At 70.9% G+C, this 21,704-nt stretch carries 21 protein-coding genes and 1 riboswitch; of the genes, 8 read left to right on the top strand and 13 right to left on the bottom strand.

Translation table 11 applies throughout. The annotated features are described in order from the left end of the window. Positions 1-9 precede the first annotated feature (9 nt). A complete protein-coding gene (locus FZO89_RS05160) occupies positions 10-828 on the bottom strand; it encodes an XOO1806 family protein (protein WP_187471182.1) in 819 nt (272 codons plus the stop codon). 146 nt (positions 829-974) lie between these two features. After that, positions 975-1,886, bottom strand: a complete 912-nt coding sequence (gene hslO / locus FZO89_RS05155) for an Hsp33 family molecular chaperone HslO (RefSeq protein WP_149102241.1) — start codon at positions 1,884-1,886, stop codon at positions 975-977. Between the two features lie 90 nt (positions 1,887-1,976). Here hslO and mtgA point away from each other — a divergent pair, with 90 nt between their 5' ends. Genes mtgA through FZO89_RS05140 form a run of 3 tightly spaced genes read left to right on the top strand, consistent with a single transcriptional unit; the run spans position 1,977 to position 4,201 of the window. Continuing rightward, positions 1,977-2,738 carry a monofunctional biosynthetic peptidoglycan transglycosylase gene (gene mtgA / locus FZO89_RS05150; protein WP_149104049.1) on the top strand — a complete coding sequence of 254 codons (762 nt, stop codon included), beginning with the start codon at positions 1,977-1,979 and terminating at the stop codon, positions 2,736-2,738. A gap of 46 nt (positions 2,739-2,784) precedes the next feature. Continuing rightward, positions 2,785-3,813, top strand: a complete 1,029-nt coding sequence (locus tag FZO89_RS05145; protein WP_149102240.1) for a glycosyltransferase family 2 protein — start codon at positions 2,785-2,787, stop codon at positions 3,811-3,813. After that, positions 3,773-4,201 (top strand): CBS domain-containing protein, encoded by a 429-nt coding sequence (locus tag FZO89_RS05140; protein ID WP_149102239.1) that lies wholly within the window; start codon positions 3,773-3,775, stop codon positions 4,199-4,201. The genes FZO89_RS05145 and FZO89_RS05140 overlap by 41 nt, the downstream gene beginning before the upstream one ends. A 57-nt stretch (positions 4,202-4,258) precedes the next feature. On the opposite strand, the gene FZO89_RS05135 is transcribed toward FZO89_RS05140, so the two are convergent. From FZO89_RS05135 to FZO89_RS05115, 5 genes are all read right to left on the bottom strand, one after another. Next, the gene (locus FZO89_RS05135) at positions 4,259-6,220 is read right to left on the bottom strand and encodes an AsmA family protein (protein ID WP_149102238.1); all 1,962 of its coding nucleotides are present in this window, start codon (positions 6,218-6,220) and stop codon (positions 4,259-4,261) included. 85 nt (positions 6,221-6,305) lie between these two features. Continuing rightward, a complete protein-coding gene (trhA, locus tag FZO89_RS05130) occupies positions 6,306-6,950 on the bottom strand; it encodes a PAQR family membrane homeostasis protein TrhA (RefSeq protein WP_149104048.1) in 645 nt (214 codons plus the stop codon). A 224-nt stretch (positions 6,951-7,174) separates the two neighbouring features. Then, a complete protein-coding gene (locus tag FZO89_RS05125) occupies positions 7,175-8,779 on the bottom strand; it encodes a peptide chain release factor 3 (RefSeq protein WP_149102237.1) in 1,605 nt (534 codons plus the stop codon). Positions 8,780-8,953: 174 nt separating this feature from the next. Then, positions 8,954-9,868, bottom strand: coding sequence for a peptidoglycan DD-metalloendopeptidase family protein (locus FZO89_RS05120; protein ID WP_149102236.1), 915 nt, complete (start codon positions 9,866-9,868; stop codon positions 8,954-8,956). Continuing rightward, entirely contained in the window at positions 9,865-10,956 is a 1,092-nt protein-coding gene (locus tag FZO89_RS05115) for an NHL repeat-containing protein (protein WP_149102235.1), read from the bottom strand. The genes FZO89_RS05120 and FZO89_RS05115 overlap by 4 nt, the downstream gene beginning before the upstream one ends. A 94-nt stretch (positions 10,957-11,050) precedes the next feature. Continuing rightward, positions 11,051-11,177, top strand: a riboswitch (SAM riboswitch). 98 nt (positions 11,178-11,275) lie between these two features. Here FZO89_RS05115 and metX point away from each other — a divergent pair. Genes metX through FZO89_RS05100 form a run of 3 tightly spaced genes read left to right on the top strand, consistent with a single transcriptional unit; the run spans position 11,276 to position 14,633 of the window. After that, positions 11,276-12,322, top strand: coding sequence for a homoserine O-succinyltransferase MetX (gene metX, locus FZO89_RS05110; protein WP_149102234.1), 1,047 nt, complete (start codon positions 11,276-11,278; stop codon positions 12,320-12,322). Then, positions 12,319-13,551, top strand: a complete 1,233-nt coding sequence (locus FZO89_RS05105) for an O-succinylhomoserine (thiol)-lyase (RefSeq protein ID WP_149102233.1) — start codon at positions 12,319-12,321, stop codon at positions 13,549-13,551. The genes metX and FZO89_RS05105 overlap by 4 nt, the downstream gene beginning before the upstream one ends. Continuing rightward, the gene (locus tag FZO89_RS05100; protein WP_149102232.1) at positions 13,548-14,633 is read left to right on the top strand and encodes a homoserine dehydrogenase family protein; all 1,086 of its coding nucleotides are present in this window, start codon (positions 13,548-13,550) and stop codon (positions 14,631-14,633) included. The genes FZO89_RS05105 and FZO89_RS05100 overlap by 4 nt, the downstream gene beginning before the upstream one ends. A gap of 31 nt (positions 14,634-14,664) precedes the next feature. Here FZO89_RS05100 and FZO89_RS05095 read toward each other — a convergent pair whose 3' ends face one another. The 3 genes from FZO89_RS05095 to FZO89_RS05085 all read right to left on the bottom strand — a co-directional run bounded on the left by FZO89_RS05095 (position 14,665) and on the right by FZO89_RS05085 (position 18,778). Then, positions 14,665-16,215, bottom strand: coding sequence for a sulfatase/phosphatase domain-containing protein (locus tag FZO89_RS05095; protein ID WP_149102231.1), 1,551 nt, complete (start codon positions 16,213-16,215; stop codon positions 14,665-14,667). A 118-nt stretch (positions 16,216-16,333) separates the two neighbouring features. Then, the gene (locus tag FZO89_RS05090; RefSeq protein ID WP_149104047.1) at positions 16,334-17,335 is read right to left on the bottom strand and encodes an alpha/beta fold hydrolase; all 1,002 of its coding nucleotides are present in this window, start codon (positions 17,333-17,335) and stop codon (positions 16,334-16,336) included. Positions 17,336-17,395: 60 nt separating this feature from the next. Continuing rightward, entirely contained in the window at positions 17,396-18,778 is a 1,383-nt protein-coding gene (locus tag FZO89_RS05085) for an L-serine ammonia-lyase (protein ID WP_149102230.1), read from the bottom strand. 119 nt (positions 18,779-18,897) lie between these two features. Between FZO89_RS05085 and FZO89_RS05080 the strand changes: the two genes are divergently transcribed. Next, a complete protein-coding gene (locus FZO89_RS05080; protein WP_149102229.1) occupies positions 18,898-19,125 on the top strand; it encodes a glutaredoxin family protein in 228 nt (75 codons plus the stop codon). Positions 19,126-19,136: 11 nt separating this feature from the next. After that, positions 19,137-19,601 (top strand): hypothetical protein, encoded by a 465-nt coding sequence (locus tag FZO89_RS05075; RefSeq protein WP_149102228.1) that lies wholly within the window; start codon positions 19,137-19,139, stop codon positions 19,599-19,601. Positions 19,602-19,772: 171 nt separating this feature from the next. Here the strand turns inward: FZO89_RS05075 and FZO89_RS05070 are convergent, their stop codons facing one another. The 3 genes from FZO89_RS05070 to FZO89_RS05060 are packed head-to-tail and all read right to left on the bottom strand — an operon-like array spanning position 19,773 to position 21,680. Next, positions 19,773-20,345 (bottom strand): YceI family protein, encoded by a 573-nt coding sequence (locus FZO89_RS05070; RefSeq protein ID WP_149102227.1) that lies wholly within the window; start codon positions 20,343-20,345, stop codon positions 19,773-19,775. Next, entirely contained in the window at positions 20,335-20,925 is a 591-nt protein-coding gene (locus FZO89_RS05065; RefSeq protein ID WP_149102226.1) for a cytochrome b, read from the bottom strand. The genes FZO89_RS05070 and FZO89_RS05065 overlap by 11 nt, the downstream gene beginning before the upstream one ends. Then, entirely contained in the window at positions 20,922-21,680 is a 759-nt protein-coding gene (locus FZO89_RS05060) for a YceI family protein (protein ID WP_149102225.1), read from the bottom strand. Before FZO89_RS05060 ends, FZO89_RS05065 begins: the two co-directional genes overlap by 4 nt. Positions 21,681-21,704 lie beyond the last annotated feature (24 nt).

Raw genomic sequence — 21,704 nt, 5'->3', positions numbered from 1 at the left:
GGGGCGGAGCTAGAGATCCTGCTCGTAGCGGACGTAGGGCACGGCGCCCTCGTCGCTGGTCTCACTATTCGGCGAGAACGGGTTCTTGCCGCGGGTGACGACGTTTTCGGCACCGACGGTGAGCTGGCCGCTCCACGGGGTACGCCAGGTGACGCCCAGGCCGAGGCCCTCGAAACGCGGCTGCCCGGGAGTTTCGATCACCCGGCCGATGACGTTGGCACTGAACGCGCCGTAGCCGCCACCGACCGCGAGGCTCTTGCTGCGCCAGCGGTCGCTGATGTCGGCCGGCGCCTCCGCGAAGGGGATCAGGGTGGCCTTGGCCACCGTGCCGGCAATGGTGACATAGGCGGCGTCGCCCAGGTTCTTCTGGGCGAAGACGGTCAGGTCGTTGAGGTCGATGTTGCGGCTCTCGTGCGCGCCGTCGCGCGTCAGCCAGGCCGGCAGGCTGTCCTTGCCCTGTCCCACCGTCAGGCCGAAACCGCCGCTGGGACGGTTGAACGCGGCCGTGGCGCTGGCACGCCGGCTGCCGTCGCGGTCGCCGACCGAGGCCAGCTGGCAGTTGTTGGCGAGGCTGCTCACCGCGCTCAGCACGCCGCTGCGCTGGCTGCACAACAGGGCCAGCGAATCGCCGGACTGCAGGCCGAAGGTGGCGTCGAGCGAGCTGTCGCCGGTGCGCCAGCGGGCGCCGGCGCGGGTGCCTTCGGTGGTCGGCTCGAGCAGGAGGTAGGCCTGGACCCGGCCGCTGTCGGGGTCGACGATCGGCAGCACCGTCTGGTCCGCGCGCCTGACCTGCGCGTGCACGCCTGCGGCCATGCCCAGGGCAAGCAGCAGGGTGATCGTCAGTCGTGCGAGAAGGCGGCGTGGCATGGCGAGCAATGGACCGGCGGACGCGGCCGGAGTTCCCTCCCTATGGGTGATGGATCCTATCCCGTTTATGTTTATTTAACAATCCCCACCACAGCGTTCCTGCATCTTCACTGAACGCGTTCAGGTGCCGCCAGATCGGCCTCCGGGCCGGCGAACAGGGCCTCCACCTCGCCCTCGGCGTAGGCGTAGCGGGCGCCGCAGAATTCGCAGCGGATCCGCGCGGCGCCATCGATCACCGCGGCCCGGGCCTCGTCCCAGCCGAGCGACCGCAGCATCGCCCCCACGCGCTCGCGGGAGCATGAGCAGCCGAAGGCCAGTGCCCGGTCGCCGAACTGTTCGACCCCGTCCTCATGGAACAGGCGGGTAAGCAGGGTGGTGGCGGACGAGGCCAGCAGCTCCGCGCCCGACAGCGTGTCGAACAACGCGCCGGCCCGGTTCCATCCGTCCTCGTCGCCCTCGTCGCCAGGCAGCTTCTGCAGCATCAGGCCCGCCGCGTGGCGATCGTCGGCGGCGAGCAGCACGCGCGTGGGCAGCTGTTCGGACTGCCGGAAATAGTCTTCGAACGCCCCCGCCAGCGAATCCGCTTGCAGCGGCACCAGTCCCTGGTAGCGGCTCGGCTCGCGCTCGCGCAGGCCGGGGTTCTCGATCGTGATCGCCAGGAAGGCGCCGGCGCCGAGATCGCGCAGGTCGCGCGATGGCGGCGCGGCCTCGCCTTCGGCCAGTTGTGCGATCCCGCGCAGCGTGCCGGCGGCGGTGCACTCGGCGAACAGGGTACGCAGGCCGTTCTCGCCGCGCAGCTGCACGGACAGGCGGCCCTGCACCTTGGCGTGGCCGGTGAACAGTGCGGCGGCGGCGACCGCTTCGCCCAGCAGTTCCGACACCGCGACGGGATACTCGTCGGAGGCGCGGATCCGCGCCCAGGCGTCGTGCAGGTGGACGCGCACGCCGCGCACGCCGGCCAGGGGCAGCAGGAAGCGGGTGAGCCGGTCGCTGTCGGACGGCGTCGGGGGCAGGGGCATGGGCGTTCGCACGGGGCAGGCGGGGCGTGGTCGAATAGCGGGGTCGTGCGCGAATGCTCGCGCGCCGGAAAAGATGGGGATGTGATGACGATGGCGCAAGCCTCGCCCGGAGCGCGCACGCACGGTGTGCCTCCCGGCCGTCCGCGACGCCGCTGGCTGCGTCGGCTGCTGCTGTTGCCGCTGTGGCTGCTGCTCCTGAGCCTGTTGCAGGTCGGCGTGCTGCGTTTCGTCGATCCGCCGTTTTCCTCGTTCATGGCGATCCGCCAGGTCGATGCCTGGCTCGCCGGCGAGCGCGGCTTCCGCCTTGCCCACGACTGGCGCGACCTGGAGGCGATGGCGCCCTCCCTGCCGGTCGCGCTGATCGCCGCCGAGGACCAGAACTTCGCCACCCATTCGGGATTCGACCTGGACGCGATCGCGCAGGCGCGCAAGCGCAACGAGCGTGGCGGGCGGCTGCGCGGGGGCAGCACGATCAGCCAGCAGGTCGCGAAGAACCTGTTCCTGTGGCAGGGCTCGGGCACGGCCTCGCGCTGGATCCGCAAGGGGCTCGAGACCTGGTACACCGTGCTGGTCGAGCTGCTGTGGCCGAAGCGGCGGATCCTCGAGGTCTACGCCAACGTCGCCGAGTTCGGCGACGGGGTGTACGGCGCGCAGGCGGCGGCACGCAGCTTCTTCGGACGCGACGCGACCGCGCTGTCGCCATCGCAATCGGCGCGGCTGGCGGCGGTCCTGCCCAGCCCGAAGCGCTACAGTGCCGCGCGCCCGGGACCGTACGTGCAGCGGCGCACCCGCGCGATCGAACGCAACATGCGCCAGATCGGCGGGACCGCCTATGTCGAGGCGCTGGAATGACACCCCGGCAAGCGGCAGGCGCGCCACGGTCGGCTAGGATGCCGGCATGATCCGTGACCTGTTGACCGTGGTGGTCGCCGCCCGTGACGAGGCGGAGGCATTGCCGCTGCTGCACCGGCGCCTGTCGCCGGTGCTCGACGGCCTGCTCGCCGGCGGCGTGGAGGGTCGCGTGCTTTACGTCGACGACGGCAGCGACGACGCCACCTGGGACGTCATGCGCGGCCTCGCCAACGGCGACCGCCGGGTCGCGTTGCTGCGGCTGTCGCGCAACTTCGGCAAGGAAGCGGCGCTGACCGCGGGGCTCGATCACGTCGACGCGGGCGCGGCGGTCCTGCTCGACGCCGACGGCCAGGATCCGCCGGAGCTGATCCCGCTGCTGGTCGAAAAGTGGCGCGAAGGTTTCGACGACGTCTACGGCATGCGCGAACAGCGCGACGGCGAAGGCTGGCTGAAGCGGGGCACGGCGCATGCGTTCTACCGCGTGATCCAGCGCCTGTCGCGCACGCCGATCCCGACCGACACCGGCGATTTCCGCCTGCTCTCGCCGCGCGCGCTGGCGGCGCTGCGGCAACTGCGCGAGCGGCACCGGTTCATGAAGGGACTGTTCGGCTGGATCGGCTTCAACCGGGTCGCGGTCCCGTACCGCCGCGAGCCGCGGCTCGCCGGCGACAGCAAGTTCGACCTCTGGAAGCTGTGGAACTTCGCCCTGGAGGGCATCACCAGCTTCTCCACCGCGCCGCTGCGGCTGGCGACCTATGTCGGCCTGGCCGCCGCGCTGGCGGCGTTCGCCTATGCGGTCTGGATCGTGGCCAAGGCGCTGCTCTACGGCGATGCGGTGGCCGGCTGGCCGACGATGATGACGGTCATCCTCTTCCTCGGCGGGGTCCAGCTGGTGGCGCTCGGCATGATCGGCGAGTACCTGGGCCGGCTGTACGAGGAGTCCAAGCAGCGGCCCCTGTACCTGGTCGACGACTGGCGCCCGGCGCCGGCCGGAGTATCCTCGGCGGTGTCGCAGCCAATGGGAGGCAAGCACCATGCGTACGGTGCGGCAACTGCTGGAAGCCAAGACGCCTGAGGTGCATGCGGTCGCGCCGGACGCGCCCGTGCTCGACGCGATCCGGCTGATGGCGCTCAAGGGCATCGGCGCGGTGCTGGTGATGGACGGCGCGCGGATGGCGGGAATCCTGTCCGAGCGCGACTACGCGCGCAAGATCGTGCTCGAGGGGCGCTCTTCCAGGGACACGCCGGTGAGCGAGATCATGACCGCCGACGTGATCAGCGTCGGCCCCGACCACGTGGTGCCGGCGTGCATGCAACTGGTCACGAACCATCGCATCCGGCACCTGCCGGTGGTCGAGGACGGCGCAGTGGTCGGCATGATCTCGATCGGCGACCTGGTGGCGGCGGTGATCGAGGACCAGCAGCACGAACTGGACCAGTTGCAGCGTTACATCGCCGGCTGAGCGCCTACCCGGCCCGCATGCCGGCGACGTCCGGATCGGGGCATCGGCCGCCGTCGCTCAGCGGGCGTAGCTGCCGCCGCAGTCGCTGTCCTCGCCCGGGCCCAGCTCCAGGGTCGCCAGCAGCGCCGCTGGCGGCGCGATGCTGCCCAGCGCCAGCGCTATCGCGCCGCGCAGGCCCAGGCGCGCGAAGTCGGGACGGAAGCTGGGGTCGGCGAAGGTGCCGCCCAGATGCAGCGGCGACCGGAGCGCGAGGATGCTGCGGTCCTTGGGTCGCGGGCGCAGCTCGATGTCGAGCGTTTCGTCGCCCAGGTCGACCTGGCCCTCGCCGACGATGATGGTGTCGCTGGTGTCGAACGCGAGCGCGCGCGAACGCATCACGCCGCGTTCTACGCCGAAGTCCGCGAACGCGCAGCGCACCGCGACCTTGCGGTCCTTGCCGATCAGGAATTCCAGCGCTTCGTAGATGTCGATGCCGGCGAGCTCGATCAGCAGGTTGCTGATCTGCCCGCGGCCCATGCCCACCGCGACGTCGCCGTCGGCGCTGGCGAGCATGGCCGCCACCGAATTGCCGGTACCCACCAGGTTGAAGCTGCCGGCGAGGCGGCCGGCGGCGTCGCGGGTGAGTTCGACGTCGGGGAACAATCGCGCCAGTTCGAGCCGGCGTACGTCGGCCTTGAGCCGCGTGGTGATGGTGTCGGTGCGCGCGTCCATGCGGATGTCGGCGCGGATGTCGCCGCCGGCGACGCCGAAGTTCAGCGGCTGCAGGCGCGCCAGGCCGCCCTCCAGCAACAGGTGCGCGTCCATGTCGTCGATCGGCAGGTCGGGCGCGTCGATCCGTTGCGCGCGCAGGCGCACGTCGGCGTCCATCGCGCGCAGCTTCCCCAGGTCGTACGGCGTGGATGGCAGGACCTTGCCGCGCGCCTCCCGCGCGGCCGCCTGCGCAGCCAGTTCCGGGTCAAGCGCCTCGCCGTCCGCGTCCGGCGTGCCGCCGAGAAAGCCCGCCAGGTCGTCCAGGTCGAGCCGCTTCGAGACCAGGTCGGCCTCGAACAGCGGACGCTCGCGGCCGATCACGGTGAGCGCGGCCGATCCGGCCAGGTCGCTCTGGCCGACCTTGCCGGCGAAGCCGTCGTAATGCCAGGTGTCGCCGTCGCGGGTCAGCCGGCCGTCGACGTCGTAGGGCGGCGAGTCCGGCATCGCCACGCCGAACAGCGGATACAGGTCGGCGAGATTGCGCCCGGCGAGTTCGAACTGCAGGTCGAGACCGCGCAGGCGCAGCGGGTCGATCAGGGTGCCGCGGGCATGCGCACGGGTGCTGCCCGCGCGGGCGCGCAGGTCGAGCCGATAGGGGCGCTCGGTGTCCTGCAGCTCCATTGGGGACTCGGCCGCGCCTTCGAGGGTGAACGCATTGCCGGTCCAGCGGCCATCGCCACTGAGCGCAACGGCGGGCGCGGCATCGCCGTCGCGCGGTTCGCGGCTGGCCAGGCGGATGTCGATGCCGGTGTCCTCGCGGGCGTCGTCGAAGCGCAGGCGGCCGTCGTCCACCCAGAAGCGCCGCACCTGCAGCGGTTCGCCACCATCGTCGAAGCCGAAGTCCCAGTTGCCCGGGCCGTCCCCGGGATTGGCCTCCAGCCGCACGTCCGGCCTGGTCAGCCGGATCTCGGCCAGCCTCACCGAGCCGCGCAGCAGCGGCCACAGTTCCAGTCGCAGGGCGAGGCGGTCTGCGGTCGCCATGTCGCGCTGCTCAGACCAGTCCGGGTTGCCCAGGCGCACGCCGTCCGCGGTGATGGTGGTGATGCCCCCGGGATCGACGTCGAAATTGCCGGCGATCTCGAATTCGCGCCCCGTCCGCGCTTCCACCGCGCGCTCGACCGGACCCTTGAACCAGTTCCAGTCCCAGAGCAGGACGAGCACGACGATGGTGGTGGTGACGATCGCGAGGATCGTTGTCGTGCGCCGGGAGGGCGGCCACTGCCGCCGCAGGCGGGCGAAGCGGGGCTCGGGAGCAGGGGAGGATTGCATTCCCCCAGTATTCGGGCCCGGCGTTGTCGCGGTGCGAAATCCGGCGCGGCGTTCAGCGAGGCGAACGTGCCGTGACGGCCGCGGCTCAGCGGGGAATCACCTGCGCCATCACCGCGACGTAGTGGCAGACGCTGCCGGCGATGCAGAACAGATGCCAGATCGCATGCGAGTAACGCACCGATTCGCGATGGTAGTAATAGGTGCCGAGGGTGTAGAACAGCCCGCCCGCCAGCAGCCACCCGAGGGTCCAGGCGTCAAGGGTCTCCATCACCGGCTTGATCGCGACCACCACCAGCCAGCCCATCGCGACGTAGATCAGGGTCGAGAGCTTCCTGAAACGGCCGGTGTAGAACAGCTTGAACACCACGCCTGCCAGGGCCAGGGTCCAGATCGCCGCGAACAGGCTCCAGCCCCAGGTGCCGCGCAGGCCGACCAGGGTGAACGGAGTGTAGGTGCCGGCGATCAGCAGGTAGATCGCGCAGTGGTCGAACACCTTGAGGCGGCCCTTGGCGATCGGGTGCTGGACCGCGTGGTACAGCGTCGAGGCGAGATAGAGCAGCAGCAGGGAAACCCCGAACACGATCGCCGCGCCGAGTTGCCAGCCGTCGCCGTGGATCGCGGCGAGCGTGATCAGGACCGCGCCACCTGCCAGCGCCGCTGCGGCGCCCACCCCGTGGGTCAGCGCGCTGGCGAGTTCGTCGCGCAGGTCGAGCGCCCGATGCGCCCTCACGCGGGCGCGCAGCGAACTGAAACTGGAGTGGGGGCGGCTCACGTCCGTACGTTACCGCATTGCAGCATGCTGCGGCGTGCGTCGATCATGCGGATCCGGATTCCGATCCGGATCCGCACGAGCCGGAGGCGCGCTCCCGCCGCGATGTGGTCTCCTGGTCGTGCCGGCAGGCGGCTTGGCCGATGGACCAGCGCGCAAGCGTGGCGCGCGGCGTCGCAGCGGGCTCAGTCGACGGCGACGGCGTGCGCGTGCTCGCGTGTGGCCATGAACCGGACCGCCGGCGCGCGCTCCTCCGCCAGCTGCAGGTTGACCCGCGTCGGCGCGAGATAGACCAGTTCGCCGGCGCCGTCGATCGCCAGGTTCATCGCGTGCTTGTCGCGGAACTCTTCCAGCTTCTTCGCGTCCTCGCATTTCACCCAGCGCGCGGTCGCCACCTGCACGGGTTCGAAGGCGGCATCGACGCCGTACTCGTCCTTGAGCCGGTAGGCGACCACGTCGAACTGCAGCACGCCCACCGCGCCGAGGATCAGGTCGTTGCTCATCAGCGGGCGGAAGAACTGGGTGGCGCCTTCTTCCGACAGCTGGGCCAGCCCCTTCTGCAGCTGCTTGAGCTTGAGCGGATCGCGCAGCCGGGCGCGGCGGAACAGCTCGGGTGCGAAGTTGGGGATGCCGGTGAAGGCGAGCGGCTCGCCTTCGGTGAACGTGTCGCCGATCGAGATCGTGCCGTGGTTGTGGATGCCGATCACGTCGCCGGGGAACGCCTCGGCGGCGATCTCGCGGTCGCTGGCCATGAAGGTCAGCGCATTGGCCAGCTTCATGTCCTTGCCGGTGCGGGCGTGGAACACCTTCATCCCGGCGCTGAAGCGTCCCGAGCACACGCGCATGAAGGCGACGCGGTCGCGGTGCTGCGGGTCCATGTTGGCCTGGATCTTGAAGACGAAGCCGGTCAGCGCGCCTTCGGTCGGCGCGACCTTGCGCGTGGTCGTGTCGCGCATCCTCGGCGAGGGCGCGTGTTCGACGAAGAAGTCCAGCAGCGGCTGCACACCGAAGTTGTTGACGCCGGAGCCGAAGAACACCGGCGTCTGCCGCCCGGCGAGATAGGCCTCGATGTCGAAGGGATGGCTGGCGCCCTGCACCAGCTCCAGTTCCTCGCGCAGGTCGGCCAGCATGTCGGCGCCGATCCGTTGCTCCAGCCCCGGCGCGTCCAGCGACGGGAAGATCGTCGAATCCTGACGGGTGAAGTTGCGGCCGGGCTCGTACAGGTGCACTTCGCCGGTCACCAGGTGGACCACGCCCTTGAGCCGCTGTCCCATGCCGATCGGCCAGGTCACCGGCGCGCACTGGATGCCGAGCACGCTTTCCACCTCGTCCAGCAGGTCGATCGGATCCTTGCCTTCGCGGTCGAGCTTGTTGATGAAGGTCATGATCGGCGTGTCGCGCATGCGGCACACCTCCATCAGCTTGATCGTGCGCTCCTCGACGCCCTTGGCGACGTCGATCACCATCAGCGCCGAGTCGACCGCGGTCAGCACCCGGTAGGTGTCCTCGCCGAAGTCGGCGTGGCCGGGGGTGTCGAGCAGGTTGACGATGCGGCCCTCGTAGGGGAACTGCATCACCGAACTGGTGACCGAGATGCCGCGTTCCTTCTCCAGTGCCATCCAGTCGGAGGTGGCGTGGCGCGCGGCCTTGCGCCCCTTGACGCTGCCTGCCATCTGGATCGCACCGCCGAACAGCAGCAGCTTCTCGGTCAGCGTGGTCTTGCCGGCGTCGGGATGCGAGATGATCGCGAAGGTACGGCGGCGGGCGGCTTCGGCGGAAACGTCGGGCATGCTTGGCGCGCACGGGCGTGCGCGGATCGGGGCAGGGCGGGGCGTGGATTATAGGCGCAGCGGTGCGCGCGCTGCGGATATGGTCCCGGTCGAGGCCGGTGGGCAACCCGTTCCGATTGCCGGTGCGGCAACGCCCGGCAGGCGGCGGCCAGGCGCGGGCGAACGTGACCGGCCTCAGCCGCCGCCGGCCCGCGCGTTGCCGAACCGCAGGATCCCGTGCGGACCGAACATCCGGAACGGCACCGACTGCAGCCGCATGCCGCGGTTGGCCTGCACCACGAAATGCAGGTGCGGCGCGGTACTGCGCCCGGTATTGCCGGAGAGCCCGATGACCTGGCCACGGCGCACGTGCTGGCCGAGGCGTACCAGCACCCCACCCGTCTGCAGGTGGGCGTACAGCGCCATGGTGCCGTCGTCGTGCAACACGCGGATGAAGTTCGCGCGCGCGACCAGCCCCGCGTCGTCCTCGCCCGGCGTGGCGTCGCCGAACCCCGCTTCCGACTGCATCACCACGCCATCGCGTGCGGCGAGCACGGGAGTGCCGAGCGGCGCGGCGAAGTCGACCGCGTGGCGGTTCTCGTCGTCGGCGTGGCTGAAGCCGCCATCCCAGGCCTGCTGGATCCGCAGCGAGGCGGTCTGCAGCGGGTAGCCGTATTCGACATCGCGTGGTCGCGCATTGGGCGTGCCGGGGACCGCCGCCACGCGCAGGCGCGGGTTGCCCTGCACGATCCGCGCCAGCAGCGCGCCCGACTGCGCCGCCACCGTGCCACGCGCGGGCAGCGCCGGATCGCTCACCAGAGAACCGCCACCATCGGCATGCAGCATCACCTCGATCGGCCCGGCCAGCAGGTTGTCGACCCAGGCGAGCGCGCCCGCGTCGCCCTGCTCGACACGCAGTCGCGCGACCACGGCGGCCTCGACCGGGACCTCGAGCCTGGCGACGGCCTGCGCCGGTACCCGTTCGTCTAGGCGATCGGCGTATTGCGCGTGGCCCTGGGCATCGGTCCAGCGATAGACCTGCGACGCCTGCACCGCACCCATGCCCAGCGCGACCAGCGCGATACCGGGCAGAAGCGCGGCCGGCTTCACCGCACGCAGGCCGGATCGAGCTGCAGCGCGCGGGCGATGTCGCCCAGGTCGAAGGCCGCGACCGCGCGATCGTCGTGGACCGCGAACAGCGCGCCGGTGGGGAAGCGCGCGGTGGCGCCGGCGTACAGCGCGACGCCGTCGGTCCAGGCCGTGACCTGGCCCGAGAACGTCCCGCGCGGCGCCAGTGTGATCCGGTCGAACACCCGGAAGATCGTCAGCGGACGCAATTGGTCCGCAGCGATCCAGTAGCCGGTGTCGGCGGTGCAGGCCCACAGTGCGATCCCCTCGGGATCGGCCAGAAACACCCCGGGCGCGATTCCGCCCCCGGTGAAGCGGCCGTCGAGCGTGTACTCGCGCAGCGCGGTGGCGTGGCGGCGGTCCTCGTCCGCGACCAGCAGCCGGTCGTGCGCCGGGTCGCCGAGCAACGACTCGACCATCCGCAGCGCGGTCGCCTCGCGGGTATCGCCGAAGTGGCCCGCGGCGTGCACGATCGGCATGCCGGCGGGGTCGAACCGGATGCGGTAGCGGCGCACGCGCCGGTCGAGTGTCTCCAGTGGCGGCACCACGTCGAAGCGCGGTCCTTCCATGAAGCTGTCGGTGACGTACGCATGCAGTTCGCCCGGCACCGGTTCGTGCACCCAGAGCCCGTAAGGGCTGCGCAGCTCGCCCTCGCCGAAACTGCCCAGCGGCCGGAAATCCGGCAGCCGCAGCATCTGTACCCGGCGGTTGTCGCGCTCGGACACGAACAGCACGTCGCCGTGGACGAAGACGCCATTGGGCCGCAGGAACTCGCCATCGGCGGCGCCGCGATGGCCGACGCTGCGCAGCTGCTCGCCGCTGTCGGCGTCGAACACCACCAGTTCGTGGGTGTTCTTGGCGGTGGCGATCAGCCAGGTGCCGCCGTCCTCGGTGGGCCAGGTGGCGAGCGAATCCAGTTCGTCTTCCGGGTTCTCGATGGTGACGTACCGTTCGGGCACGGTGACGACGCCGGCGGGCGGCGAAGCCTGGGAGCCGGACGGGGCAGGCGCGCGCGGAGTCGCGCAGGCGGCCAGCAACAGGGCCGCCAGGAGGGGGAGGGCAAGGCGCATGACCGGATTATCGCCGGAACCCCCGCGCAAACGGAATATCGCTTCATCGGCATGAAGCGATTGACAAACGCCGGAAGGGCCGGCAAGCTGCGTCCATCCATCGAGACCGGCTGAGGGACAGGCCCGAAGACGCCGGGGCAACCTGATGGGGACGACCGCAAGGTCGTGCCTGTCGCGGTGCCAACTCCTGCGGGGACCTGGTGTCCACCGGAAGATGGTTGCGCAACGCCGCCCGTGGTGGATGCGCATCTTGCCGGCAGCCCCGGCGTCTTCCGATCCCCGCAAGCCCGATGGCCGTCCCTTCGCCGGATCGCGCCAGATGAGCCTTGTCGACCTTCCCGCCCGCATGCTGCCTTCGTTCGACGCCGTCGCGGCGTCGGCGCTGTGCGCGGCGGACGTCGAAGCGCCGCCGGCATGCCGCGGCGAGTTCGAATTCGACCTGCCGCTGCGCCACGCGGGCGTGCATCGGGTCCGCATCGCCTGGGAACTCCTGGGCCCCCCCGGCGCGCCGGTGGTGCTGGTGGCCGGCGGCATCTCCGCGCATCGCCACGTCGTCGCCAGCGCCGCGTTCCCCGAAGCCGGCTGGGCCGGCGACCTGGCCGGCGACGGCCGCGCGCTGGATCCGGCGAAGACGCGTGTCCTGGGCTTCGACTACGTCGGCGCGGACGGCCGCACCGACGCGCCGATCGACACCGCCGACCAGGCCGATGCGGTCGCGGCCCTGCTCGATGCCCTGCATGTCGAGGCACTGCAGGCGTTCGTCGGCTATTCCTATGGCGCCCTGGTGGGGCTGCAGTTCGCCGTCCGGCATCCGCGCCGGCTGGCGAAGCTGGTCGCGGTCAGCGGCGCGCATCGCGCCCACCCCTACGCTGCGGCATGGCGCGCGCTGCAGCGCAAGGCGGTGGCGCTGGGCCAGTTGCAGTGCGCCGACGTGCAGGGCCTGTCGCTGGCGCGCCAGTTCGCGATGCTCAGCTACCGCACGCCGGAAGAATTCGAGGAGCGCTTCGACGCGCCGCCGGAAGTGAGCAACGGCCGCGTGCGCGTCGCCGCCGAGGATTACCTGGATGCGGCCGGCGCGCGTTTCGTCGCGCGCACGCCGGTCAACGCCTGGCTGCGGCTGTCCGAATCGATCGACCTGCACCGCATCGACCCCTCCCAGGTGGCGGTGCCGACGCTGGTGGTCGCGGTCGAGGGCGACCGCCTGGTGCCGCTGTCCGATTCGGTGGCGCTGGTCGAAGGCCTCGGCCACGCCGGCCAGCTGCGCGTATTGCGCTCGCCCTACGGCCACGACGCCTTCTTGAAAGAAACCGACCGCATCGACGGCATCCTCGCCGGCGTGCTGCACAACCCCGGAGATCCCGCATGACCGCCACGCCCCCCAACGCCGCTGCCGTCGATTGTCGCCGCCCCGCGACGCGCGCGGTCCGCGCCGGCATCGACCGCGATGCCGCCTTCGGCGCGGTCACGCCGCCGATCGTGCTGTCGAGCAACTTCAGCTTCGACGGCTTCGGCAACAAGCGTGCCTACGACTACACCCGCAGCGGCAACCCGACCCGCGACCTGCTCGGCGAGGCGCTGGCCGAACTCGAGGGCGGCGCCGGCGGCGTGGTCACGGCGACCGGCATGGGCGCGATCACCCTGGTGCTCAATGCGCTGCTCGAGACCGGCGACACCCTGGTGGTGCCGCACGATGCCTACGGCGGCAGCTGGCGCCTGTTCAACGCGCTGGCCGCCAAGGGCCACTTCAGGCTGGTCACCGCCGACCTCACCGATCCGCGCTCGCTGGCCGACGCGCTGGCGCAGTCGCCGAAGCTGGTGCTGATCGAAACCCCATCCAATCCGCTGCTGCGGGTGACCGACCTGCGCTTCGTGATCGAGGCCGCGCAGCGCGCCGGCGCGCTCACCGTGGTCGACAACACTTTCCTGTCGCCGGCGCTGCAGACGCCGATCGCGTTCGGTGCCGACGTGGTGGTGCATTCGACCACCAAGTACATCAACGGCCACAGCGACGTGGTCGGCGGCGCGGTGGTGGCCCGGACCCCGGAACTGCACGAGCGCCTCACCTGGTGGGCGAACGCGCTGGGCATCACCGGCGCGCCGTTCGACGCCTTCCTGACCCTGCGCGGACTGCGCACCCTGGACGCACGCCTGCGCGTGCACCAGGAGAACGCGCAGGCGATCGCGCAGCAGCTCGAGGCGCATCCGGCGGTGGCGAAGGTGCACTACCCCGGCCTGGCCTCGCATCCGGGACATGCGCTGGCCGCGCGCCAGCAGACCGGTTTCGGCGCGATGCTGTCGCTGGAACTCGATGGCGGCGTCGAGGCGGTGCGCGCCTTCGTCGACGGCCTCCAGTACTTCACCCTGGCGGAGTCGCTCGGCGGGGTCGAGAGCCTGGTCGCGCACCCGGCCACGATGACCCATGCGGCGATGACGCCCGAGGCGCGGGCCGCGGCAGGCATTCCCGACGGATTGCTGCGGCTGTCCGTCGGCATCGAGGCCCAGGCCGACCTGCAGGCCGATCTCGCCGATGCGCTGGCACGCGCGCAGGGCGCCATCGACAGGCAGGACGCGGTCCTGAAGCGGGTGGACGCATGAGCACCGTGACGAGGATCCGTGCCGCTTCCTCCGGCGCGCGCGAAGGGCGCATCGCCCTGCTCGGCACCGGCGTGGTCGGCAGCGCGGTGGTGGCGCGTTACCGGCAGCTGCTGGACAAGGGCGTGGCCTTGCCGCCATTCGCCTGGCTGAGCAACTCACGGGCGCAGGTGGTCAACGAAGGCTCGCTGGAGGAGGCGATCGCCGCCGCGCGAGCCGCGTCCCGGCAATCGACTGCGGTCCCGCCCTGGGCCGAGGGCGAGGCGCTGGCACGCGGAGACATCGTCATCGACGCCACCGCCAGCGACACCGTCGCCGGCTGGCACGCGGAATGGCTGCTGCGCGGCATCCACGTGGTGACCGCCAACAAGCTCGGCAATGGCGGCGACCTCGCGCGCGCGCAGGCGATCGTCGACGCGCAGAAGGAAGGCGCGCGCTACGGCGATTCGGCCACGGTCGGCGCCGGCCTGCCGCTGCTGCGGCTGATCCGCGAACTGGTCGCCGGCGGCGACCGCATCCACGCGGTGGAAGGCGTGCTGTCGGGGTCGCTGGCCTGGCTGCTGTCGCGCTTCGACGACACCCGTCCGTTCTCCGACCTGGTGCGCGAGGCGCGCGACGCCGGCTACGCCGAGCCCGATCCACGCCAGGACCTGTCGGGCGAGGACGTGCGCCGCAAGCTGCTGATCCTCGCCCGTGCGGCGGGGCTGCCGCTGGAAGGACGCGACATCAACGTCTCGTCGCTGGTACCCGACGCGCTGCGCGATGCGCCGGCCGACGCGGTCGATGCCCAGCTCACCACGCTCGATACGCCGCTGCGCGAGCGCTTCATCAACGCCTACCGCAACGATGCGCGGCTGTGCTTCATCGGCCGCTTCGACGCCGAGCGCGGCGCCAGCGTGGGTCTGCGCGCGCTGCCGCTGTCGCATCCGCTGGCCAGCGGGCACGGCACCGAGAACCGCGCCGCGATCTTCAGCGACCGCTACCCCGATCGCCCGCTGGTGATCCAGGGTCCCGGTGCCGGCGCCGGCGTGACCGCGGCGGCGCTGCTCGACGACGTGTTGCGGATCGCGCACCAGGTCGCCTGAGCGGCGCGGGCGGACGCCGCCTCGCGGCTGCTCAGGCCGGGCATTTGCCCGGCTGCAGGCGCGGGGCGACGTGGCCCGGCGGGTCGACGTCGCCGATCGATGCGCGCAGTTCGGTGATGCGCGCCTGCAGCCGCGCGACGGTGGCGGCGTGCGCCGGGTCGGCATACAGGTTGTCGCGTTCCAGCGGGTCGTTCTCCAGGTCGTACAGCGCCCACTCGTCCGGCTGCTCCCAGAAGTGGATCAGCTTCCAGCGCCGCGTGCGCACGCCGCGGTGCTTGCGCGCGCAGTGCACCGCCGGATACTCGTACCACTCGTACAGGAAATCCTCGCGCCAATCCGCGGGCTCGCCCTGCAGCAGCGGTGTCCAGCTGCGGCCCTGCATCCAGTCGGGCGCGTCCACGCCGGCCAGTTCCAGCAGAGTCGGCGCGACGTCGACGTTCAATACCATGTGCCGGTCGTCCACGCCGCCGGCGCGGATCCCGCGCGGCCAGCGCATCAGCATCGGTACCCGGATCGACGGCTCCAGCATCAGCCGCTTGTCGTAGAAGCCGTGTTCGCCGAGGAACATGCCGTTGTCGGAGGTGTAGACGACGATGGTGTTGTCGGCCAGCCCGTGCTCGTCGAGGAAATCCAGCACCCGGCCGACGTTCTCGTCCACGCCCAGCAGCACGCGATAGTAGTTGCGGACGTAGGCCTGGAAGACTTCCCGCAGGCGCTCTTCCTCGGGCAGGTCGGGATCCACCTGCGCCTTGCGGCGCTCGTTGTCGCGGAAGAAATCGCCCATGTGGGCGATCTCCTGCGTGGTCTTCGAGAACGCGACCGGCGCGTCCCCGGGCTGCGGCTCGCCGAAGCCGGGCGGCAGCGGCACCTCCACGTCCTTGAACGCGTCGTAGAAGCGCGGGTCCGGTTCCCAGGGACCGTGCGGCGCCTTGAACTGGTAGCACAGGCAGAACGGCCGGTCGTCCGGCCGCTGCTGCAGGTAGTGCAGGGCCTGGTCGCCGATCACGTCGTCGGTATGACCGCGGAAACGCACCGGCGCCCCGTTGACGATGAACTGCGGATCGAAGTAGCTGCCCTGTCCGCGCAGGATCGCCCAGTGGTCGAAACCGGTGGGCATCGACTTGATGTGCCACTTGCCGACCATCGCGGTGTGGTAGCCGGCCTTCTGCAGCAGCATCGGGTACGTGATCTGGTCGTGGCGCAGGCCCATCTGCTCGTACCAGCCCGGCTCCTCGCCGTTGCTGGTCACGCCGTGCGTGTGCGCGTACAGGCCGGTCAGGAAGCTGGCGCGACTGGGCGCGCACACCGAGGTGGTGACGAACGCTTCGTCGAAGCGCAGGCCTTCGTTGCCGATGCGGTCCATGTTCGGCGTCTTCAGCAGCTCGTTGCCGTAGATGCCCAGCGCGCCGCACGCCTGGTCGTCGGTCATGATGAACAGGATGTTGGGCGCGCCGTCGGCGACCTTGCGTACTGGCTCGGCAGCCTGCTCGCGGGCCTGCGCCAGGGCGCTCGGCAGCGCCGCGCCGGCGGTGGCGGTCCCCATGAGCTGCAGCAGGCGGCGACGGCTGAGTGTGGCGGACATCTTCGGCCTCCCGGGGTCGTGCGGCGGACTGCGCGCGAGACGTGGAAAGTGAAGATAACGGCGTATGTAATCGATTACATCGTGCGCTGCACGATTTCCCGGATCCCGCAGGGTCGGCTCAGGGGCCCAGGGACCGGATCAGTGCCTCGTTGAAGCGCGCCGGCGCTTCCACCTGCGGCGAATGGCCCAGGTCCTCGAACTCGACCAGCTGCGCCCCGGGGATCGCCGCCGCCGCACGCCTGCCGAGCGCAGGATAGTCGCCCAGGCGCCTGGCGAGTTCCGGTGGCGCCAGGTCCTTGCCGATGGCGGTGCGGTCCCTGCGCCCGATCAGCAGTGTCGTCGGCACCGCGATGTCTTCGAGTTCGTGGACCACGGGCTGGTTGAACACCATGTCCGAGGTCAGCGCCTGGCTCCATGCCACCGCATCGCGCCCCGGTCCGGCATACATGCCACCCAGCATCCGCACCCAGCGTTCGTATTCGGGCGCCCATCGTCCGCCGTAGTACACCTCGCGCTGGTAGTCGCGGATGCTGTCGAACGTCGTCTTCGCCTCGCGCTCGAACCACTGGTCGACGCTGCGCCAGGGCACGCCTTCGGCTTTCCAGTCCTCCAGCCCGATGGGATTGACCAGCACCAGGCGCTCGCTGGCCTGCGGATACTGCAGCGCGTAGCGCGTCGCCAGCATCCCACCCATCGAATGACCGACGATGATGGCGCGCTCGATGCCGAGCGACTGCAGCAGGGCATGCGTGTTGCCGGCGAGCTGGGCGAACGAATACTGGTAGCGCTCCGGCTTGCCGGACTTGCAGAATCCGATCTGGTCGGGCGCGACCACGCGATAGCCCGCGGCCGTCAGCGCGCCGATCGCCGATTCCCACGTGGCCGCGCAGAAGTTCTTGCCGTGCAGCAGCAACACGGTGCGTCCGTTGGCGGGCGCCGTGGGCGCGACGTCGAGATAGGCCATTTCCAGCGCCTGGCGTTGCGATTCGAATGCGTGGATCCGCACCGGATGCGGATAGTCGAAGCCTTCGAGCCGGGCGCCGTAGCGGGCGTCGGATGCCAGGAGCTGCACAGGCAGCAGCAGGGCCGCGAGCGCGGCGATGGAGGGCGACAGGCGCATCGTGGTCTCGCAGGCCGTTGGAACCTGCATGCTAGCGCGCGATGCGTCGACGCGATGACGTCAGCATTCGATCACGTTCACCGCCAGCCCGCCGCGCGAGGTTTCCTTGTACTTGTCCTGCATGTCGCGGCCGGTGTCGCGCATGGTCTTGATCACCTTGTCGAGGCTGACCTTGTGCTTGCCGTCGCCGCGCAGCGCCATGCGCGAGGCATTGATCGCCTTCACCGCGCCCATCGCGTTGCGTTCGATGCAGGGGATCTGCACCAGGCCGCCGATCGGGTCGCAGGTCAGGCCGAGGTTGTGTTCCATGCCGATCTCCGCGGCGTTCTCGATCTGGCTGGGGGTGCCGCCGAGCGCGGCGGTCAGGCCGGCGGCGGCCATCGAGCAGGCGACGCCGACCTCGCCCTGGCAGCCGACTTCGGCGCCGCTGATCGAGGCGTTCTCCTTGTACAGGATGCCCACGGCGGCGGCGGTGAGCATGAAGTCGAAGATGCCCTGTTCGTTCGAGGACGGGCAGAAGCGGTCGTAGTAGTGCAGCACCGCGGGCAGGATGCCGGCGGCGCCGTTGGTCGGGGCGGTCACGACGCGGCCGCCCGCGGCGTTCTCCTCGTTGACGGCGAGCGCATAGAGGTTGACCCAGTCGAGCGTGGTCAGGGGGTCGCGCATCGCGGCCTCGGGCTTGGCCGCGAGCTCGGCATGCAGCGCCGGCGCGCGGCGCGCGACGTGCAACCCGCCGGGCAGGGTGCCGGTCTCGCGGATGCCGCGTGCCACGCACGACTGCATCGCCGCCCACAGTTCGCGCAGGCCGTCGCGGATCTCGTCGGGCGTGCGCCAGGCCTGTTCGTTCTCGAACATCATCTGCGCGATCGTCAGCCCGCTGCGCGCGGCCTCGGCCAGCAGTTCGTCGCCGCTGGAGAACGGGTGCGGCAGCGGCGTGGTATCGGCGACGATGCGATCCTCCGCGGCCTCGTCCTGGTTGACCACGAAGCCGCCGCCGACCGAGTAGTAGTCGCGCGTGGCCAGCACTTCGCCGCCCGCGTCGTAGGCGGTGAAACGCATGCCGTTGGTGTGGTAGGGCAGCTTCTGGCGCTTGTTCATCGCCAGGTCGCGCTTCTCGTCGAAGGCGAGCGGGTGGCGCCCGCCGAGGTTGATGCGCCTGTCGGCGCGGATGCGCGCCAGCGCGGACGGGATGAGGTCGGGATCGATCAGGTTCGGCAGGTGGCCCTCGAGGCCCAGCAGCAGCGCCTTGTCGGTGCCATGGCCGCGGCCGGTCATGGCCAGCGAGCCGAAGACCTCGGCGCGGATGCGGGCGACGTCCTGCAGGCGGCCGGGCTGCGCCAGCCAGCGTTCGACGAAGCGCGCGGCCGCGCGCATCGGTCCCACGGTATGCGAGGAACTCGGTCCGATGCCGATCTTGTAGAGGTCGAAGGTGCTGACGGCCATTGCGGTGCGCCTGGCGCGGAAGTGGCGCCATTGTATTGGTTGCGATCGAAACCGACGTGACGCGCTGCGCCGTCGCGGCCGACGGTTTACCTTGTGCCCTTTCCGCATGCGGACCGGCGATGCCCCGCTACATCCTCTACCAGCGCGACGACTGCCACCTGTGCGACCAGGCCATCGACCTGCTCGCGCGGGCGCGCCTGCCCGAGCCGGAGAGCGTGTTCATCGACGACGATCCGGCGCTGGAGGCGCGCTACGGCCAGCGCGTGCCGGTGCTGCGACTGGCCGACAGCGGCATCGAACTGGACTGGCCGTTCGACCTGGCGGCGCTGCAGTCGCACTTGCGATGAGGATCTGGAGCATGGCCCTGGGAACGTTGCTCGCGGGAGGCGCGATGGCGGCCGACGTGAACCTGGCCAAGCCGGATCCGGACGACCCGCCGAGGTGGCAGGGCCGGACCGTCGGCGAGGTGCTCGACGCGGCCTCCGTCGAGCGCGTGATCCTGCTGCGGGCGGTCACCAGTGCGCCGGCCGACCTCGACCTGGCCAACCTGCGCCGCACGATCGCGGACCACGCCCACGTGCCGCTGCAGCCGCGCGACGGGAGCTTCGCGCCGTGGCGGGTGCGCCAGGGCACCTGGCACGCGGTGCTGCTGATGCGTTCGGGCCGCGTGTTCGAACTGGAGATCGACCTCGATGGCCGCGACCGCCGCGCCTGCCTGCTGGCAGACGACGGTGCGCGCGGCTGCTTCGAGCTGGTGCGGCGGGAGCCGCCGACGCCGGCTGGTGGCGATGCGTTGCCTACGCCGGCGCCGCCCGGTGGTTGAAGGGGCATCCGGCATCGGCGGGAACGAAGGAACCGGTTCGCCGCGCAGCGACCTGACTGTGTCCGGCGCGGCGACGTCGGGGCATGACGGGCGCAGGGAGACGGCGTGCGAGCAAGGTGGTCGGACGCGGCCAGTCGATATCGCGCCGGACCGTTTCTTCAGTCGCGACCGTCAGCGCGCCGGCCGCAGGAACACCCGCGTGCTGATCGCGACCTCGTCCGGGATCGCGCCGGTATCGGCCCAGTCGCCGCCGCCGACGCCGAACTCCAGCCGCTTCACCGACGCCCTGCCGGCCAGTGTCGCCGGCGAGCCCGGCGTCCAGGTGAAGGTCAGCGTGACCGGCCTGCTGACGCCACGCAGGGTGAGCGTGCCGTCGGCGGCGTACTCGTCGCCGCCGAGGGCGCGGAAGCGCTCGGCCACGTAGCGCGCCTGGGCGAACTTCGCGACATCGAAGAAATCGCTGCCGGCCAGGGTCGAGTCCCGGTCCTCGTTGCCGGTGGCGGTGCCGGCGAGCTGGATGGTCACCTCGAGCCTGGCGGCGTCGAGATCCGCCGGATCGAAGCTGAGCCTGGTGGAGAAGTCGCCGAAGCGGCCGGTGAACACCTCGCCGTCGTACTTGGTCGCGAACACCAGCGACGAGCCCGGCGCCTGCACGTAGTCGGCAGCGGCGGCAGCAGCGGGCGTGGTCATCATCGCCACCAGCATGGCGGCGACGGCGGCGGGGGAGGTCAGCTTAGGCGACATGGTCGGTTTCCGGATGGGGGGCGGGGCGCACCTTGCGCGCGGGGAGCATGCGCGCGAGGGTCTCGTCGCGGCGGAACAGGTGGTGGTAGAACGCCGCGCCGGCATGGACGGCCACGAGTAGGACCAGCACCCAGAACAGGAGTTCATGCGCGTCGCGCGCGCGCTCGGCAAGCCATTCATTCGGCCCGGACAGCTTGGGCATGTCGAACAGGCCGAAGTAGCGGAACGGCCGCAACCCGCTGGCCGAATCGTAGAGCCAGCCCGACAGCGGCATCGCCAGCGCCAGCGCGTACAGCGCCCAGTGGGTGGCCGAGGCGACCGCCGCCTGCCAGCGTGGCGTGCCCGCCACCGGCACGGGCGCGCCGGCGTACAGGCGCCAGCCCAGCCGCGCCAGCATCAGCACCAGCACGCTGATGCCCATCGACTTGTGCGCGGTGTACACCCAGAAGTATTTAGGCGTGCGCGGCAGTTCGCCCATGGTCAGGCCGACGATGGCCAAGCCCAGGATCATCAGCACGATCAGCCAGTGGAACGCCTGGCTGACGCCGCCCCAGCGGTCGCGGGTGTTCTTCAGGCTCATGGCGCGGGTTCCTGGACTGGCGGCGGGCTCGGTACGTTCGCCGGATCGGGTTCCTGCCGCTCTTCCGGCCCGGGCTCGGGCAGCAGATCCGGCTCGTGCGCCTCGGTGGCCGCGGTCTCCGCCGGCGACGCGTCGTCCGCCGGGGGGGTGGTCCCGGCCGGCAGGCGCGTGCGCGTGGCTTCGGCTTCGATCCGCAACTCGACGGCGTCGCCGATCACCGATTTCCATGCGGTGATGCCGAAGTCGGCGCGGCTCAGCACGGTGGTGGCCGAGAACCCCACGGTTCGCCGGAACGGCGGCAGCGGATGCCGTCTGGCCGCGTTGCGCACCACGTGCAGCGCCACCTCCCGCTCGACCCCGCGCAGGCGCAGCACCCCGTGCACGATGGCGCTGCGTTCGTCGAGCGGCTCGATCCGGGTGGAGGCGAAGGTGGCGACCGGATGCGCCTGCGCATCCAGCAGGTTGCGTGCGAGGGTCGCGCGGTTCCAGTCCTCGTCGCCGAAATCCAGGCGGCCCAGCGGGATCTCCACGACGACCTGCGCACCGGTCCAGCCGGCGGTATCGAACCACAGCGTTCCGGTCGCGCCGGACACGGTGCCGAGCGCGCTGGAGAAGCCGGCATGGTCGATCGCCACCAGGATGCGCGTGTGCACCGGGTCGAGCGCATAGGGGGCTGGCTGCGCGCGCGCGGCCCCGCCCGGCGCGGACAGCAGCCAGAGGATCGCGAACAGCCAGAGGCGCGGGGTGCGGAGCATCGGGGGACCGTGGCGGACCGGCAG

The sequence above is a fragment of the Luteimonas viscosa genome (assembly GCF_008244685.1).
Taxonomy (GTDB): Bacteria; Pseudomonadota; Gammaproteobacteria; order Xanthomonadales; family Xanthomonadaceae; genus Luteimonas; species Luteimonas viscosa.
Note: the sequence above shows the minus strand (reverse complement) of the source record. Positions and strands in the feature narration are given on the sequence as shown.

Bases quoted from the DNA above. Each gene is read 5' to 3' on its own strand.
- FZO89_RS05135 (WP_149102238.1), bottom strand. From the start codon at position 6,220: ATGCAATCCTCCCCTGCTCCCGAGCCCCGCTTCGCCCGCCTGCGGCGG.
- FZO89_RS05095 (WP_149102231.1), bottom strand. From the start codon at position 16,215: ATGTCCGCCACACTCAGCCGTCGCCGCCTGCTGCAGCTCATGGGGACC.
- metX (WP_149102234.1), top strand. From the start codon at position 11,276: ATGAGCCTTGTCGACCTTCCCGCCCGCATGCTGCCTTCGTTCGACGCC.
- FZO89_RS05090 (WP_149104047.1), bottom strand. From the start codon at position 17,335: ATGCGCCTGTCGCCCTCCATCGCCGCGCTCGCGGCCCTGCTGCTGCCT.
- FZO89_RS05105 (WP_149102233.1), top strand. From the start codon at position 12,319: ATGACCGCCACGCCCCCCAACGCCGCTGCCGTCGATTGTCGCCGCCCC.
- FZO89_RS05075 (WP_149102228.1), top strand. From the start codon at position 19,137: ATGGCCCTGGGAACGTTGCTCGCGGGAGGCGCGATGGCGGCCGACGTG.
- FZO89_RS05145 (WP_149102240.1), top strand. From the start codon at position 2,785: ATGATCCGTGACCTGTTGACCGTGGTGGTCGCCGCCCGTGACGAGGCG.
- FZO89_RS05115 (WP_149102235.1), bottom strand. From the start codon at position 10,956: ATGCGCCTTGCCCTCCCCCTCCTGGCGGCCCTGTTGCTGGCCGCCTGC.
- FZO89_RS05080 (WP_149102229.1), top strand. From the start codon at position 18,898: ATGCCCCGCTACATCCTCTACCAGCGCGACGACTGCCACCTGTGCGAC.
- FZO89_RS05060 (WP_149102225.1), bottom strand. From the start codon at position 21,680: ATGCTCCGCACCCCGCGCCTCTGGCTGTTCGCGATCCTCTGGCTGCTG.
- hslO (WP_149102241.1), bottom strand. From the start codon at position 1,886: ATGCCCCTGCCCCCGACGCCGTCCGACAGCGACCGGCTCACCCGCTTC.
- FZO89_RS05100 (WP_149102232.1), top strand. From the start codon at position 13,548: ATGAGCACCGTGACGAGGATCCGTGCCGCTTCCTCCGGCGCGCGCGAA.
- FZO89_RS05085 (WP_149102230.1), bottom strand. From the start codon at position 18,778: ATGGCCGTCAGCACCTTCGACCTCTACAAGATCGGCATCGGACCGAGT.
- FZO89_RS05070 (WP_149102227.1), bottom strand. From the start codon at position 20,345: ATGTCGCCTAAGCTGACCTCCCCCGCCGCCGTCGCCGCCATGCTGGTG.
- FZO89_RS05065 (WP_149102226.1), bottom strand. From the start codon at position 20,925: ATGAGCCTGAAGAACACCCGCGACCGCTGGGGCGGCGTCAGCCAGGCG.
- FZO89_RS05140 (WP_149102239.1), top strand. From the start codon at position 3,773: ATGCGTACGGTGCGGCAACTGCTGGAAGCCAAGACGCCTGAGGTGCAT.
- mtgA (WP_149104049.1), top strand. From the start codon at position 1,977: ATGGCGCAAGCCTCGCCCGGAGCGCGCACGCACGGTGTGCCTCCCGGC.
- FZO89_RS05125 (WP_149102237.1), bottom strand. From the start codon at position 8,779: ATGCCCGACGTTTCCGCCGAAGCCGCCCGCCGCCGTACCTTCGCGATC.